The sequence below is a fragment of the Ensifer adhaerens genome, from assembly GCF_020035535.1.
In the GTDB taxonomy this organism is placed as follows: domain Bacteria; phylum Pseudomonadota; class Alphaproteobacteria; order Rhizobiales; family Rhizobiaceae; genus Ensifer.
Map to the genome: position 1 here is coordinate 238,379 of NZ_CP083349.1, position 15,594 is coordinate 253,972.

At 60.4% G+C, this 15,594-nt stretch carries 18 protein-coding genes and 2 tRNA genes; 12 read left to right on the forward strand and 8 right to left on the reverse strand.

What is annotated here, in order from left to right:
- Positions 1-206: 206 nt before the first annotated feature.
- Both LAC81_RS01075 and LAC81_RS01080 read right to left on the reverse strand, forming a co-directional pair.
- The gene (locus LAC81_RS01075) at positions 207-920 is read right to left on the reverse strand and encodes a DNA helicase (RefSeq protein WP_223726386.1); all 714 of its coding nucleotides are present in this window, start codon (positions 918-920) and stop codon (positions 207-209) included.
- Between the two features lie 322 nt (positions 921-1,242).
- Positions 1,243-1,317: transfer RNA gene (locus LAC81_RS01080), tRNA-Thr, on the reverse strand.
- Between the two features lie 157 nt (positions 1,318-1,474).
- Between LAC81_RS01080 and LAC81_RS01085 the strand changes: the two genes are divergently transcribed.
- The 12 genes from LAC81_RS01085 to LAC81_RS01140 all read left to right on the forward strand — a co-directional run bounded on the left by LAC81_RS01085 (position 1,475) and on the right by LAC81_RS01140 (position 10,666).
- Complete coding sequence (locus LAC81_RS01085; RefSeq protein WP_223726387.1) at positions 1,475-1,720, forward strand: hypothetical protein; 246 nt, start codon at positions 1,475-1,477, stop codon at positions 1,718-1,720.
- Between the two features lie 255 nt (positions 1,721-1,975).
- The gene (gene murA / locus LAC81_RS01090; RefSeq protein ID WP_113536472.1) at positions 1,976-3,268 is read left to right on the forward strand and encodes a UDP-N-acetylglucosamine 1-carboxyvinyltransferase; all 1,293 of its coding nucleotides are present in this window, start codon (positions 1,976-1,978) and stop codon (positions 3,266-3,268) included.
- A 105-nt stretch (positions 3,269-3,373) separates the two neighbouring features.
- Positions 3,374-3,814, forward strand: a complete 441-nt coding sequence (locus LAC81_RS01095; RefSeq protein ID WP_223726388.1) for a DUF2948 family protein — start codon at positions 3,374-3,376, stop codon at positions 3,812-3,814.
- A gap of 42 nt (positions 3,815-3,856) precedes the next feature.
- The gene (gene hisD / locus LAC81_RS01100) at positions 3,857-5,161 is read left to right on the forward strand and encodes a histidinol dehydrogenase (RefSeq protein WP_223726389.1); all 1,305 of its coding nucleotides are present in this window, start codon (positions 3,857-3,859) and stop codon (positions 5,159-5,161) included.
- A complete protein-coding gene (locus LAC81_RS01105; protein ID WP_113536470.1) occupies positions 5,158-5,634 on the forward strand; it encodes a UPF0262 family protein in 477 nt (158 codons plus the stop codon). The genes hisD and LAC81_RS01105 overlap by 4 nt, the downstream gene beginning before the upstream one ends.
- Before the next feature lie 13 nt (positions 5,635-5,647).
- On the forward strand, positions 5,648-6,115 hold the full coding sequence (locus LAC81_RS01110) for a low molecular weight phosphatase family protein (protein ID WP_223726390.1): 468 nt from the start codon (positions 5,648-5,650) through the stop codon (positions 6,113-6,115).
- Between the two features lie 272 nt (positions 6,116-6,387).
- Complete coding sequence (gene infA / locus LAC81_RS01115) at positions 6,388-6,606, forward strand: translation initiation factor IF-1 (protein WP_004435948.1); 219 nt, start codon at positions 6,388-6,390, stop codon at positions 6,604-6,606.
- Positions 6,607-6,755: 149 nt separating this feature from the next.
- Positions 6,756-7,376, forward strand: a complete 621-nt coding sequence (locus LAC81_RS01120; protein WP_113536468.1) for a Maf-like protein — start codon at positions 6,756-6,758, stop codon at positions 7,374-7,376.
- 5 nt (positions 7,377-7,381) lie between these two features.
- Complete coding sequence (yacG, locus tag LAC81_RS01125; protein WP_223726391.1) at positions 7,382-7,594, forward strand: DNA gyrase inhibitor YacG; 213 nt, start codon at positions 7,382-7,384, stop codon at positions 7,592-7,594.
- A gap of 343 nt (positions 7,595-7,937) precedes the next feature.
- Positions 7,938-8,013: transfer RNA gene (locus LAC81_RS01130), tRNA-Phe, on the forward strand.
- A gap of 347 nt (positions 8,014-8,360) precedes the next feature.
- Entirely contained in the window at positions 8,361-10,127 is a 1,767-nt protein-coding gene (locus tag LAC81_RS01135; protein ID WP_223726392.1) for a flagellin, read from the forward strand.
- A gap of 356 nt (positions 10,128-10,483) precedes the next feature.
- Positions 10,484-10,666: a hypothetical protein gene (locus tag LAC81_RS01140; RefSeq protein ID WP_223726393.1), complete on the forward strand. Its 183-nt coding sequence runs from the start codon at positions 10,484-10,486 to the stop codon at positions 10,664-10,666.
- A gap of 106 nt (positions 10,667-10,772) precedes the next feature.
- Here the strand turns inward: LAC81_RS01140 and LAC81_RS01145 are convergent, their stop codons facing one another.
- The 6 genes from LAC81_RS01145 to rhaI all read right to left on the reverse strand — a co-directional run bounded on the left by LAC81_RS01145 (position 10,773) and on the right by rhaI (position 15,584).
- Positions 10,773-12,020 (reverse strand): glycosyltransferase family 2 protein, encoded by a 1,248-nt coding sequence (locus tag LAC81_RS01145; RefSeq protein ID WP_223726394.1) that lies wholly within the window; start codon positions 12,018-12,020, stop codon positions 10,773-10,775.
- A 508-nt stretch (positions 12,021-12,528) separates the two neighbouring features.
- Positions 12,529-12,915, reverse strand: a complete 387-nt coding sequence (locus tag LAC81_RS01150) for a DUF930 domain-containing protein (RefSeq protein ID WP_223726395.1) — start codon at positions 12,913-12,915, stop codon at positions 12,529-12,531.
- Positions 12,916-13,035: 120 nt separating this feature from the next.
- Positions 13,036-13,497 (reverse strand): YbaK/EbsC family protein, encoded by a 462-nt coding sequence (locus LAC81_RS01155; protein WP_113536462.1) that lies wholly within the window; start codon positions 13,495-13,497, stop codon positions 13,036-13,038.
- A gap of 88 nt (positions 13,498-13,585) precedes the next feature.
- Positions 13,586-13,774, reverse strand: a complete 189-nt coding sequence (locus LAC81_RS01160) for a hypothetical protein (protein WP_223726396.1) — start codon at positions 13,772-13,774, stop codon at positions 13,586-13,588.
- Between the two features lie 145 nt (positions 13,775-13,919).
- The gene (locus LAC81_RS01165) at positions 13,920-14,174 is read right to left on the reverse strand and encodes a GlsB/YeaQ/YmgE family stress response membrane protein (RefSeq protein ID WP_223726397.1); all 255 of its coding nucleotides are present in this window, start codon (positions 14,172-14,174) and stop codon (positions 13,920-13,922) included.
- Positions 14,175-14,288: 114 nt separating this feature from the next.
- Positions 14,289-15,584, reverse strand: coding sequence for an L-rhamnose catabolism isomerase (gene rhaI, locus LAC81_RS01170; RefSeq protein ID WP_223726398.1), 1,296 nt, complete (start codon positions 15,582-15,584; stop codon positions 14,289-14,291).
- Positions 15,585-15,594 lie beyond the last annotated feature (10 nt).

Below are 15,594 nucleotides of genomic sequence, written 5' to 3' on the forward strand. Positions count from 1 at the left end.
CTTAAGGTTGCGTTAAGGCGCCAACCTGCCGTTGCGTATCGCTTCTCTAAAACACGAACATGTAGAGAAGGATGATGACGATGAGCGGCACGCCCATGAGCCAGAGAATGATGCCTTTCATGTATAAGCCTCCGCGTTGCTGTCTTTGAAACTGTAACGCGGCGAGGGCGGATACGTTCCCGATCTTGGCTTGCTCGCCCGGTGCGTCAGGCCACGCACTGCAATCGCGTCTCTCCGCGGTTCAGAAAGCACGTCTTGTCGAAAAGCCTGAGGTCGAGCGGATTCGGCAACCGGATATCGTCGATATCGGGAAACGGTTTTGTACTGGCATCGTAGGAACGGTCGATCTGGGAAATGAAGACCATGATGATGCCGTGTTCCTGTGCAAACGCCCTTAAGCTCAGAACCTGCTTCCCCAGTTCCGGGTTTTCACGCCTCTGGTCGAGCAGTTGCAAATAATCCACGACTACCAACGAGTCGCGTGGCGCTGATGCCAGCTTCTTGATGATGTACTCGGCGTTGATTGCATCCGAGCAGTCGATCTCGAAGAGTTCGACAAACGACGCGTATTCGGCGCCGACTGTGGGAAAACGATCGATCACGTCCTTCGTCGTATATTCCAGCGTGAAGAAATACGCCCGCCGGCCGACCTTCATCGAATTCACGGCCAGCTCGAGGCTCTTCAGCGTCTTGCCCTGTCCGGGCCGTGCACCTAGGAGAAGCAGGTCTCCCGGTCGCAGGCGCTCCAACAAGGTGTCTTCGGGCTTGGCAGAGACATGCCTTGAGGCGAGAAGGCTCCAATTCGCATAGCCTTCGTGAACGGCGACGCGATTGAGTGCCTCATGAAGCGGAATGTCTTCATCGCGGGAAAGCCGCTTCGCTTTGCGCTTCAGATGGTAGATTGGCGCAGACAGTTTCATCGGTAACCTCCTGATGCGAGCAGTCTTCGCAATCCCTCCTTATGCTCAAGGCTCGAACAGTTGGCTCGATGGTGGATGGCCCCGTATGAAATCTACTTTCCCGAGCGGAGGGGGGAGGCATGGGCGCGCCCGAATCGGAGCATAGCGCAGTGGCTGGACGAGTTGAATTGCCTGGTGACGGCCGAAATGGGAGAGAAGCCCGACGGGTGAGATGGCGCGGACGGAGCGGCGCACGGTCCGCATGAGGCGGTCACGGGTGAAGCCGACGGGTCATCTGTACCAGAGTGACCGGATTAAATGTTTGAATGTCCTGCGGGAAAACTGGTGCTGCTAGAGAGATTTGAACTCTCGGCCTCTCCCTTACCAAGGGAGTGCTCTACCCCTGAGCTATAGCAGCATCTGGCGGCCGGTTCGTGTGTCAGCCGCATCAAGCGAGGGGGCTATTGCCATAGCTGGACGGGGAGTGCAAGCCGCATTTCGAAGTTTTTCGCGAAGACCTGTGAGAAAGTTTGCCGCCGCTTCCGAAGACCCTGGTTTTGCGCTAATGCAGGACCATGCAGATAAACGACAGTGATGGTGGAAAAAACGAGCCCGCGCCGGACGAGTCGCGGAGCGAGGGCAAGGTGCGCCGGGACAAGAAGAAGGATACGACCGAGGCGGACCTGAAAAAGGCGCGACTTGCCAGGAACTTGCGCGACAATCTCCAGCGCCGCAAGCAGCAGGCGCGGGCGCGTCGCTCCGGTGCAGCTGATGAAGTGAGCGGCCTTCCTGCCGCAAAAACGGACGAATCCCAAGATTAGTACGGGGCAGGGGCGGCGTTCGCCGGCTCTTTCCCATGTGCGGGCGGCCCGGCCGTCTGGCGTCCAATTGCATAAATGCTCGCGGTCGGTGGCGATCGAGGGCAGCGACTTAATCGATATGGCGACCTCAGGCGTTTGAATGGACGCTTGGCGTTCAAGGTACTTCTAATTTCGCGGCGTCTCCACTAAAGAGGCGCCTTCAGACAAACATGGATTATTTTTGGAAAGGCGGGCCAAGCCCGTTCGAGAGGCCTCATGGATCGCATCAGGATTGTAGGCGGCAACAAGCTTAACGGCGTCATTCCGATTTCCGGCGCCAAGAACGCGGCCCTGCCGCTGATGATCGCGTCGCTTCTGACCGACGATACGCTGACGCTCGAAAACGTGCCGCACCTCGCCGACGTCGAGCAGTTGATCCGTATCCTCGGTAACCACGGCGTCGATATTTCCGTCAACGGCCGCCGCGAGCGCCAGGGCGAGAGCTACGCCCGCACCATTCATTTCACCTGCCGCAACATCGTCGATACGACCGCCCCTTACGAGCTGGTCTCGAAGATGCGTGCCAGCTTCTGGGTGATTGGCCCGTTGCTGGCCCGTGAAGGCAAGGCCCGCGTTTCGCTGCCCGGCGGCTGTGCCATCGGCACGCGTCCGGTCGATCTCTTCATCGAAGGCCTGCAGGCGCTCAGCGCCAATATCGAGATCGACGGCGGCTACGTCAACGCGACGGCGCCGGAAGGCGGCCTGATCGGTGCGCGTTACACGTTCCCGAAAGTCTCGGTCGGTGCCACCCACGTCCTGATGATGGCAGCGACCCTTGCCAACGGCACCACGGTGCTGGGCAACGCTGCGCGTGAGCCCGAAGTGGTTGATCTCGCCAACTGCCTCAATGCCATGGGCGCCAAGATCACCGGCCAGGGCACGCCGACGATTACGATTGAAGGCGTACGTTCGCTCTCCGGCGCGCGCCACCGCGTCCTGCCGGATCGAATCGAGACCGGCACCTATGCCATGGCCGTTGCCATGACCGGCGGCGACGTCATCCTCGAAGACACCAATATGGCGCTGCTCGACACGGCGCTCGAAGCGATCCGCCGCGCCGGTGCCGAGATTACCGAGACGAACAGCGGCATCCGCGTCGTGCGCAACGGCGCCGGCATCAAGCCGGTCGATGTCGTCACCGATCCTTTCCCTGGCTTCCCGACCGATCTGCAGGCGCAGTTCATGGGTCTGATGACCATGGCGAAAGGCACCTCGCACATCACCGAGACGATCTTCGAAAACCGCTTCATGCATGTGCAGGAACTGGCCCGTCTCGGCGCCAAGATCTCGCTTTCCGGCCAGACGGCGAAGATCGAAGGCGTCAGCCGGCTGAAGGGCGCGCCCGTCATGGCGACTGACCTTCGCGCCTCCGTCTCGCTCGTCATCGCCGGTCTGGCTGCCGAGGGCGAAACCATGGTCTCGCGCGTCTATCACCTCGATCGCGGCTTCGAACGGCTTGAAGAAAAGCTCACCCGCTGCGGTGCGCATGTCGAGCGCGTCAGCGACTGATTTGATCGGTTGCGCCTGATACCGTTGCGGTTTCAGGCGCAACATCCTATGTCCATTTCAATTGTGGCACGGAAGATGTGCGGCGAAATGAAAGGGATGGACGGCATGAACGGTCTGAAGCTGCTGGCGCTCGACGAGGAGGATCTCGCTGTCGTCTCCGCGCACGTCCAGGATGCCGTGTTCAAGGTGTCGGGCCTGGAATATGACGCTCGGCGCAAGCAGTTCTCGCTCATCGTCAATCGGTTCGTCTGGGAGACGGCCGACGGCAAGCGGCGCTCCTTCGAGCGTCGGCGCGCACTTTTGTTGTTCAAGCAGGTGAATGCCGTCCGCTCGGTCGGCTTTGACCGGCGCGATGCCGAGGCGGTTCTCGATCTGCTGACGCTGAAGTTCAGCCTGCGCGGAGAAGGGCCGGAAGGCACGCTTGAACTGGTTCTGGCCGGTGCTGCGTCGATCGCGCTTGACGTGGAGTGTATCGAAACGCAGCTTGCGGATACCGGCGGGGCGTGGGAAACCGCATTTAAGCCCAAGCATCCTGAAGGCGCTTGATCCACTCGACCCGAACGACACTGGCATACAAGGACGTCTCCTTTGGCAATCAGGCTCAACTTCCTCGACGGCGACTTCGAACAAAAGTTCGCGTCCTTCCTGACGACCAAGCGTGAGGTGTCCGAGGACGTCAATGCGGTGGTCAAGGCGATCATCGACGACGTACGCGTCCGCGGCAACGCGGCGCTCGCCGAGTATTCCAAGCGTTTCGATGGCGTCGATTTCTCCGTGACGCCGATGGCCGTGAGTGCCGCCGAAATCGATGCGGCGATCCAGGCGGTCGAGCCGGAGGTTCTGGGCGCCCTGAAGGTTGCCGCCACCCGTATCGAGGCGCATCACGCCCGCCAGCGGCCGAAGGACGATATCTACGAGGACACCATGGGTGTCGGCCTTGGCTCGCGGTGGACGGCGGTGGATGCCGTCGGTCTCTACGTGCCCGGGGGTACGGCGAGCTATCCGAGCTCGGTGCTGATGAACGCGCTTCCAGCGAAAGTGGCCGGCGTTCCCCGTATCGTCATGGTGGTGCCGGCAACGGGCGGCGAGATCAACCCGGCGGTGCTTGCAGCAGCAAGGCTTGCCGGTGTCGAGGAAATCTACCGCATCGGCGGCGCGCAGGCCGTTGCAGCCCTTGCCTATGGCACCGAGACTGTCGCGCCGGTCGCCAAGATCGTCGGCCCCGGCAATGCCTATGTGGCCGCTGCCAAGCGCCAGGTGTTCGGCACCGTCGGCATCGACATGATCGCTGGCCCCTCGGAAGTGCTCGTCATTGCCGACGAGCACAACGACCCGGACTGGATCGCCGCCGATCTTTTGGCCCAGGCCGAGCACGACGTCGGCGCCCAGTCGATCCTGATCACCGACAATCCGGCCTTCGGCCAGGCGGTCGAGGAGGCGGTCGAACGGCAACTGAAGACGTTGCCGCGCGCCCAAACCGCGGCGGCAAGCTGGCGCGATTTCGGCGCCGTCATCCTCGTTCCCGATCTCGAAAAGGCTGTGCCGCTTGCCAACCGTATCGCGGCGGAACACCTGGAGCTGGCGCTCGCCGATCCGGAACCGATGATCGCCAAGATCCGCAATGCCGGCGCGATCTTCGTCGGCCGCCACACGCCCGAAGTTATCGGCGACTATGTCGGCGGTTCAAATCACGTGTTGCCGACGGCGCGCTCGGCGCGCTTCTCCTCCGGTCTCGGCGTGCTCGATTACATGAAGCGCACGTCGATCCTTAGGCTCGATCCCGAGCAGCTGCGGATCCTGGGGCCTGCGGCGATCGTGCTGGCAAAATCCGAGGGCCTTGAGGCTCATGCGCGCTCCGTCGCCATTCGTCTCAATTTCGAGGATGCTGGATGAAGGCGGACCGCAACCTGCGCCTCTGCGATGTCGTTCTGGACGAGACCATCGGCCGCTCGACGCCTGACGTGGAGCATGAGCGCGCGGTTGCGATCTTTGATCTGCTCGAAGAAAACCTGTTCGAGCCCGTCGGCCATCCCGGCGGTCCGTACAAGCTCAACCTCTCGCTCGTCGATGCGAAGCTGGTCTTTGCAATTTCGACCGAAAAAGGCGGCGACGTTGCCACCCATATCCTGTCGCTAACGCCGTTTCGACGGATCGTGAAGGACTACTTCATGATCTGCGAGAGCTATTACGAGGCGATCCGATCGGCGACTCCAAGTCAGATCGAGGCGATCGACATGGGGCGCCGCGGCATCCACAACGAGGGCTCACAGACCCTCCTGGATCGTCTGTCCGGCAAGATCCGGCTGGATTTCGATACGGCCCGTCGCCTGTTCACGCTCGTCTGCGTGCTCTATTGGCGCGGATGAGAGCGGGACCGGCATGACGGGAACCGAGGTTTCGCCACTCAAGACGCCCCGTTCGGTCCTGTTCATGTGCGGCATGAATGCCATCCGCTCGCCGATGGCCGAAGCACTCGCCAAGGCAGCCCTGCCGGCCGGAACCTACGTCGCTTCCGCCGGTGTCCGGCACGGCGAACGCGATCCTTTTGTCGACGTGGTGATGGCCGAGGTGGGCTTGAGTCTCGGACGGCATCAACCGCACACGCTGGACGAACTGGAGGACGATTACTTCGACCTCATCGTCACGCTGGCGCCGGAGGCGCATCACAAGGCGCTGGAATTGACTCGCTCGATGGCCGTCGACGTGGTCTACTGGCCGACGCCGGACCCGACGGTAGCAGCCGGCACCCGCGAGCAGATCGTCGACGCGTATCGCGCAGTGCGTGATCACCTGTCGACGCTGATCAATCTTCGGTTGGTCGGCCCGCACAGACGAGAAAAAACCTGAGAACTTCACGGCGATCCGCATGCGGTTTCCGGCGACAGTTCTTTTACATGTCTTCTTCAATCCTGACCGATTTAAAGCTAAAGACATGCCGCAGTTCAAAGTGCTATAGCGACCGCTGCGCCTCTGATAGGACGCGCGGCATTGTAGCCCGTCACAAAAGCGCAAAAGCCGGTCTTAGATGGTTCACAAATCCTCGTCGATTGTGTAGTTTCCGGCGAATTTTTCGGGATACCTGACGTATCCCTAAACAAAGATAGAAAGAACAGTCCTACATGGCGAAAGAAGAAGTCCTTGAATTTCCGGGCGTGGTCACCGAATTGCTTCCGAATGCGACCTTCCGCGTGAAGCTCGAAAACGAGCATGAGATCATCGCTCACACCGCGGGCCGCATGCGTAAGAACCGTATCCGCGTGCTTGCCGGCGACAAGGTTCTCGTTGAAATGACCCCGTACGACCTCACCAAGGGCCGTATCACCTATCGCTTCAAGTAAGCCGCTCCGGCTCTACGCAATTCCTGGAGCATTTCCGCTTCTTCTTCGAATCGCGAAAACGCTCTAACGTTTGGTTGGATTGCAATTCCAGACGCAAAACCGCCTACCGCATTTTTGCTGGAATTGCTCTGGAGTGACGGCTCGTTCCGATGACAGTGGCCAAGAAACTGATACTGGCGTCCGGCTCGCCGCGTCGCGTCGAACTTCTGGCGCAGGCGGGCATCGAGCCCACGCGCCTGATGCCGATGGATCTCGACGAGACGCCGAAGCGTGCCGAACATCCGCGTTCGCTCGCAAGGCGGCTGTCGGCCGAGAAGGCGCGGGCAGCGCTTGCCGCGATCAAGGGCGAGCCCGGCTGGGACGGTAGCTACATCCTGGCGGCTGACACGGTGGTCTGTGTCGGACGACGTATTCTGCCGAAGCCGGAACTGGTCAGCGACGCATCCAGCGCCCTGCATCTTCTCTCCGGCCGCAGCCACCGCGTCTATACCGGCGTCTGCCTGATCACGCCGGACAAGACGCTCCGGCAGAAGGTCGTCGACACCAAGGTGCGCTTCAAACGCCTTTCAGGCTTTGACATCGAAAGCTACCTCGCCTCGGGTCAATGGCGCGGCAAGGCTGGCGGCTACGGCATCCAGGGCATTGCCGGCAGCTTCGTGGTCAAACTCGTCGGCTCCTACAGCAATGTCGTCGGCCTACCGCTCTACGAAACCGTCAGCCTGCTTGTCGGCGAAGGCTATGACGTGCACAATCGTTGGCTGGAAGGCTGAAGCCAGTGACCGACGAAACCCAAAAGAGCGGTTCGAACATCGCGCCCCTGCGGGCGCCTAGGCCCTGTCCAGAATGCGGGCGGCCGTCGCATCGGGAGCATTATCCCTTCTGCTCCGACCGCTGCCGCAATGTCGACCTCAATCGCTGGCTCTCCGGCTCCTACGCCATTCCGGTCGCCGACGACGAGGCGAAGGCCGACGACAGAGACGACCGCTAACGCGTGCCGACGTGGCCGCTCGCGCAGTTCTGGCCATTTCCCTCCATGCATCCTCTAAGCTCTGAACAACGGCCGGACGATCCTGCGCGTCTGCAGGTGCGTGCAGCCGTCGTTTCGGCTTCTGAAGGCCGCTTCTCTCGCAGCGCGTAGCTGGGAGCGAGCACGATCCCTCTGAAACTCCTTGTCTTTTTGGTTTTTTCGACTGTCCACAGGATTTCGGTCAAAAAACTTTCATTTGGCGCTGGACACCGCCGAACAAGATGTTATAACCCCGCTCGCTTCCGGGGCACAAACAAGCGCCCCGAGGGTTCCGCAAGGAACCGCTGCCCGAAAACGGCAGGATGCCCGGATAGCTCAGTTGGTAGAGCAGCGGATTGAAAATCCGCGTGTCGGTGGTTCAAATCCGCCTCCGGGCACCATTCATCTCAAAGAGTGTTTGGTCCCTAAGATAGATACAAGGCGTCTTCAGCGTGTGCGGCGTGACGCAATCCCACCTCTGGCACTCCGTGTAATGTTCGTTGGCCGCACCCTTGCGGAGGCGGATTGGCGCGGGAAGTCTTTGTCTTGGCGTAGTCCCACCTGAGTGGCCCCCGGCATGCAGTAAACCTTCATGTTTCCGCCGATCCATGCCGGATCAACGGATTATTTTAAGCTCGCGGTGCGGCTATGCCGTTGTCTTAAGATTTAATTAACCATCTCCTTGCTTGTATCGCCACAATCTCGCGTCGCCCATGATGGGTATTTTCAATTTTAAGATGTTTCTAATATGGTCAGCATTCATACGAACGCTGGGGCAATTTCTGCGCTCCAGGCTCTGCGAACGATCAACTCCGGCATGGCTTCGGCGCAGGGCCAGGTAAGCTCCGGGTTGCGGATCCAGACGGCGGCCGAGAACGCAGCCTACTGGTCGATCTCGACGACCATGCGATCGGACAGCAAGGCGGTTTCCGCGGTCCAGGATGCGCTCGGACTTGGTGCGGCGAAGGTCGAGACAGCCTATGCCGGCATGGAAGCCGTCGTTGGCATCCTCAGCGAGTTCAAGTCCAAGCTGGTGGCGGCGAAAGAGCCGGGCGTCGACAAGAGCAAGATCCAAAAGGAACTCGGGGAACTGAAGCAGCAAGTCGCGAGCATTGTCGCGTCATCGAGTTTCAGCGGGCAGAACTGGCTGAAGACCGACGTCTCCGATATCTATGACAGCGATCTCAACCGAACGTCCGTCGTCTCCTCGTTCTCACGCGACTCCAGGAATGGCGTGTCGCTCAATACCGCAGATTTTCATTTGAGAGAGTCCTCGCTGTTCAACAGCACGGGCGGCGGCATCCTCCAGGCTGATACGCGGGATCTGCGTACGGTCGGGGGCATCCGCTTCGTTACCGGTACGGATGTCGACGGCTATACGACCAACAGCCGCAACAATGGGAGGATCGGCGGCGCCGGGGAGTTCGTGTTCACTTTCAACGGTCCGATCACATTTTCGGATCCGAGCCACAACATCACTTTCGATATCATCGTCGACAAGGATAGCAGCACGCAGGGTCTGCCATTGCCGCACCATGCAGGCAAGCCGACGCTCGGGATTACCATCGACCGTACGACCGTGGATGCGGTCCTGGGCGGTGCCGCCAACGGCGTCATCTCGAACTACACGCAATATGCGGCGGTACTCAATCATGCGGTCACAACCGCGGGCGCCGGTGCCGTTGTTCGTACATACAACTACAACTATCCGCCCTATGCGCCTATCATCGACAGGATCGGCTTCAGGACGCAGGAGAGTTCCGGGCTGGATGGATCCTATGTCGAAGTCGCCAATCTGACGGTCAACACCGCAACCGGGGGCGCCGGTGGACTGGCGCCGAACTCGGACTTCGGCGAGCGCGGATCGGAGATGACGCTGACCTTCGAACCTTTCGAGGTTTACAAGGATGTGGTCGTCTCCTTCAGTTTTGCGGTCAACGGCGAGGCAGCCAGTGCGCATTCCTTCGATCGCAACTACGTGAACAACCTGCTCGGCAAGGATACCGGCAAGATCGAAACCGGCGACGAGATGGTGACGCTCCTGCAGTCGCTCGTCACGCGGCCCGGCACCATTGTTCAGAATGATGGGGCAGGCGGGGTGTTGGTAAAGTCCGATCCTGCCGTCGATCGGAAGTCCGGCATTTCGACGCGCATCGAGTTCTCGGGCATCGACGTCAACATCGAGCCGATCGCGCGACGCGATTTTCTGGATATCGATGTCGCCGCAAACCCGCAGTCGATCGATTCCTACATTCAATATATCGAAGTCGTGTTGCAGAAGACGATCGACGGAGCTGCCGCATTGGGTTCGCTGCTGACGCGCATCGACATGCAGTCCAGCTTCGCTCAGTCGCTGATGGCCACCATCGAAAAGGGTGTTGGACGTTTGGTGGATGCCGATATGAACGAGACGTCGACACGCCTGAAGGCATTGCAGACGCAGGAGCAGCTTGGCATCCAGGCTTTGCAGATCGCCAACTCCAACGCGCAGAACATCCTGCAACTCTTTCGCTGAGTGATCTCACCGTCGCGAAGCGATGGTTGTTGGAGAAGCCAAACGCCGATCACAGCTGCTTCAGCTTTCCAGCCCGTTGTTTTCTGGAACGCCCTCCTGCTTCAAGTGGCACCACTTGGAGGGGGGATGTTCCGGTATTGATCCTCCTTTCTATCGAAGGCGGGGATCGGCGGCTGTTACCTGCGTTACATGTCCGTCGCAGCTTCTGCCTATTCTGGCGCCCGGGAGGACCTGAGCGACGAACGTCTCGTCGCGTAATCGATGCTACGGAACCACAACAAAAACAGGATCGTGGCAGGGTCAACCGAGGATTAGAAATGCGTAAATTTGCCAGGCTTTCTTTAGCAACTTTCGTCGTGGCTACGATCGCCGCGGGCGCAGCCGCTCCTGCCTTTGCAGGCGGCAGCTACTACAAGGGCGTGTCACCAACGCCGGTCAACGAAGGCCACCGGAGCGAGAAGTACAATCCGCCCGGAAAGACCGTAAACCGCCCGCCGCCGAGAAACGGCTCCTACTACAAGGGCATCATGCGCAAGTAGGAAGGGCAGGTGTGAGGCCGAAAAGGCCGTTGGCGCTTGGCCACGGCTCCGCCTCTCAGACGGTGCCACCTTGAAAACAAGAAAGGGCGCGGTGGCGCCCTTTCGTTCAGATCAGAACATGGCTGAGAATATCGCCTTCGCTGACCACCATGTTCGGCGGATAGCCTTCGCGCAGATAATGCTTGCGGTCGCTATCGGAGGTGATGAACACGGCGGTGCGGGCCATCTCGTCCGCCGTCAATTGTGTCGTTGGCGGCACTACTGCGATTTCGGAGCGCAGTCCCAGCTCACGCAACAGCGCCTCGATCGCGCCGTGGTCGTCCACGCCGTGAAGGACAAGCCGATCGATTTCTGCGATGGCGTTCGTGTGCCACGTGACGGTCTGGAGCGCGACCATGAGGGGCAGCGCCGCTCGTGCCTGCTGAACGTCGGGATGGTGCTCGAAGCCGCCCAACATCAGCCGCGTATAGAGCTCATAGGCGCGAACATAGTCCTTCTTCAATACCCACATGCGCAAGGCGACGCTCATGCGGACCATGGTGAAGTCCCGAATCTGCGCATCGAAATAGGCGCGGCGATCGGCAGTCAGCTTCACAACGCCGCGTTTGGCGCCGCTGTAGATGAAGTACTCAAGGCCGCCGCGATAGGTATCCCACCCGGTCAGCGTTTCGGCGTGGCCCGCCTGCGGCCGATCGCGGACGATCTTGGAGCGTATCACCTGGCGGTAGAAAGGCTTCTTCAGGAAGGTGACGGCACCGAGTTCGAGAAAATGCGCGAGATAGGAGAAGGCCCAATATGCGAAGTGCCGAGGCGCCCAAGCGGAGCGCAGGGCCGAGGTCCGGTAGATGCCGATCTCGGGAAAGACATGTCGGTCAACGAGAAAATCGAACACCGGCTCGAACTCCCGCTTCTTGAACTTCGTGTCCTTGTCGACCGAGAAGAACGGCGCGTTGTCGCGTTCGTCGACCTCGTCATGCGTGTACCAGGGCGCAAAACAGGCGGTTACTTCCGGATTGAGGTCCAGATAGCGGATTGCCTCGCGCAGGCCATCGTTGATGAGCACGTCGTCGTCGGCGAGGTAGAGCGTGTACTCGCCGACCGCGCGGCTGACAGCACTGATGACGTTGGGAATCGCACCGAAATTCTCCGACTGGCGGAAATAGCGGATCGGCAGCCCCTTGGCGACAAAACGATCGACGATCTCCCGGGTGCCGTCGGTCGAGGCGTTGTCGGAGATGATGATCTCGTACTTGAAGGGGAACTGGTAGAGTTCGACGAAATAGCCGAGCGCCTTTTCGAGGAAGGGCGCGCGATTATAGGTGGGAATGCAGATGCTCAGCTTGACCTGGCTCACTCGCCTCTCCTCAGTCATGTGCGACATCGAGCCCTCGGCCAAGCCGCCGGTCGCGTCTCTTTTGCTTGCACGCCGGCACGAGAGCAGCGGTGGCTGGCGATGCAACGGCAGGGTAGGGACCGGACGCCTCCGGGCGCAACGGCAGCGCGTCGAGGGGCCATTCCTAGGGCTCCCTTATTCCGCTTCGATCTTGCCTGAGCCTTGCCTTGAATGGAGGCGGTTCAGGCGGCCGCGATGTTGGGGGCGAGTGCGGCTCGCGTTAGCGAATTGTTAACCATGCTGGCGCAGTCTCGATGGTTGTAGCAATAGCGCTCGAACCTGGCGCTTTTCGAGACTTCCGCCCAAAAAGCAGACGCATTCGTTCATTCCTGAGGGAGCAGAGACAAGGATGTACGATATGGCAGCTCACATGATGAAGATGTTGATGAGCATCATGGCCGCGTTGTCGCTCGGCTCGCTGCTGTTTCTGCTGGCTGTCCTCTAACGGCGACTTCGGGCGACGCCCCACTCAGGGATAGAGGTAGAATTCGTCCCAGCTCTCGTGCGGCACAAGCTCGCCGATCTTGTATTCGAAGGACAGGACATCCAGGTGCTCCGTATCGGTGCGGCACTTGAACTTCAGCTTGTACCATTCTCCCTTGCTGCGGAATACGGCGCCCGGCGCCTTCATCTTGTCTTCCTTCACCACCGGTTCGGCGAAGGTGTAGGCGATTACCTTGTCCGGTTTGAAGGTCGACTTGTCGGCATTGATGCGCTCCATCGCTTCAGTGTCGCAGCGCTGCTCCAGGCGGGTCTGCGGGTCAAGCTTTTCGAACTGGCGTACCAGGGACTGATCCATCGCCAGCGCCGGAGAAAATGTGGCAGCGAAGATGAGCGGGTACGCGAGTAGCTTCATGCTTGACGGACTCCTGACCATGCAAAGAACCGAACCGGCAAATCACTACCGGTGCGCGCCTGCGGTTTCAGTTAAGCTTTGTGGCCATTCCAAGGCAGGTCACGTTCGTGAAACGCCGAACTACGTTTCCGATACGTCGATCCACTCGGCGCCGGTCAGTTCGGCAATGCGGGCGGGGCTGATGTGCACGGCCGCATTGGTGGCGCCGGCGGCCGGAACGACGATGTCGTAGGCCTTCAGCGACAGGTCGCAATAGATGCTGTGCGGCTTGGCAAGGCCGAAGGGGCAGACGCCGCCGACCGGGTGGCCGGTTTCGGCTTCCACCTCGTCGAAGCCGAGCATACGCGCCTTGGTGCCGAAGCGGGCCTTGTACTTCTTGTTGTCGAGACGGGCATCGCCACGGGTGACGATCAGGATCACGTCGTCGCCGACACGAAGCGCCAGTGTCTTGGCGATCTGAGCCGGCTCGACGCCGTGGCCCTCGGCTGCAAGGGCAACCGTGGCGGTGCTTTGCTGTAGTTCGATGACGTCGATGTCTGGGGCATGCTCGGAAAAGAAGTGTTTGACGGAAGTCAGGCTCATGGCGAACAGTTCACGTTATTAAAAGGCAATGGCGATCAGCCGCGGCGCGAAGAGCGCTATGATCTTGCGCGCCGGGTGCGCAAATCTCTCAGTCGTCGTTGGAGGCGTCAAGGTCTTCCGGGCGCAGACCTTCCTGCTGTGGTGGCAGGTAGCCGTGGCTGGTGAACCAGTTCTCGAGGATTGCGATGATCGCCTCGTCTCGTGTCTGCAGGCCCGGATGATCCGCGATGAAATGCTTGAGCGCCGTTTCGATCTTGTCGGTGTAAAGCGCGTTCATGCTCGCCTCCGTCTGGCAATGTAAGATTTTCCGGCTGATGACCCGGCCAGCAAATCAGAGTGCTACAGCACCCTTCGCGCGTCCAGATCGAGCGACCCGGGGGGCTCCCAGGCGCGAAGGGTTGCTGCTGCTGGATGGTGTGGGATCAGGCCTGTTTGACGATGCGGATCAGCACCAGCAGGATAACGGCGCCGATCGTCGCGTGCAGGATCGCCGAGAGGATGCCTGTCCCGAGGCTGATGCCGATCGCCGGGAAGAGGAAGCCGGCGATGAAGGCGCCGATGATGCCGACCACCATGTTGCCGATCAGGCCAAAGCCGAAGCCTTTGACGATGAGGCCGGCAAGCCAGCCGGCGATCGCGCCGACAATCAGGAAGACGAGAATGCTTTCGATACCCATGAACGGTTCCCTTTCCGTTGGACCTTCAAGGGAAAGATAGATCAGGAATTGAAATCAGATAGGGGGCAATTTCATCGCGCGACGATTTTTTTGAACCGTCGCGCTTGATGAAAGTCAGACGATACCGCCGCCGCCACCGGCAACGGCCGGGCGGTCAGCCGCGACTTTCGCGCGGTAACCGCTCTTGCGATAGGTCGCGACAGGCGCGACCGCCCCGCCGCTTTCAAGCCGCGCCATGGCAAGGATCGGCTCGACGTCGGTGCGGAAGGCAGTCTTCAGCGTCTCGCTCGCCATCAGGGCGTCATTGTCGTCCTGGCAGGTTTCAAGCGCCTTGCGATCGACGATCAGCGCCTGGGCATAGGCGCGGCAGACCTCGGTTGCGCTCGTCATCAGGCTTTCGATCGGGTCGGTGACGTTGTGGCTCTGGTCGAGCATATGCGCCGGCTCAAAGCCTTTGGCGCCGCGCGCTTCCGCATCCACCAGTTCGTTGAATACGAGGAACAGGCGGTAGGGGTCGATTACGCCGGTGTCGAGATCGTCATCGCCGTATTTCGAATCGTTGAAGTGGAAGCCGCCGAGCTTGCCGAACTGGATGAGGCGGGCGACGATCATCTCGATATTGACGTTCGGCGCATGGTGGCCAAGGTCGACCAGGCAGAAGGCCTTGGGTCCGAGTTCCTGGGCGATCAGATAGTTGCTGCCCCAGTCCTGTACCACGGTCGAATAGAAGGCAGGCTCGAACATCTTGTGTTCGGTGAAGACCCGCCAATCCTCCGGCAGGGCTGCATAGACCGACTTCATCGCGTCGAGATAACGCTCGAAGGCGCGGGTGAAGTTGCTCTGGCCGGGGAAGTTGGAGCCGTCGCCGACCCAAACCGTCAGCGCCTTGGAGCCGAGTTGCCGCCCAATCTCGATGCATTCGAGATTGTGTTCCACCGCCTGGCGGCGCGTGGCGGCGTCGGCGTGCGACAGCGAGCCGAACTTGTAGGAGTGCAGCTGGCCGGGCGCGTCGGAGAAGGTGTTGGAGTTCATCGCGTCGAAGCCGAGACCGAGCGACGTGCCCTTCGCTCTCAGTTCGGAAATGTCGTTCACCTTGTCCCAGGGGATGTGCAGCGAGACGGTCGGGGTCGCCCGGGTCAACTGCTGGATGACGGCGCAATCTTCGAGCTTGTCGAAAATGTTGCGTGGCTCGCCCTTGCCGGGGAAGCGGGCAAAGCGCGTACCGCCGGTGCCCACACCCCAGGAGGGGACGGCGACGCCATAGGCGGCGACCTTGCGCTTGATCGCGTCGATCGAGATACCACGGCGGTCGAGCCGCTCGCCGAGGCTTTCATAATCCCGGCGAAGTGCAGTGAGCCGGCTTTCGTTCTCGGCCTCGACCGTTGCCTGGCTGATCATGGTGGTCGTCATGAAACTCTCC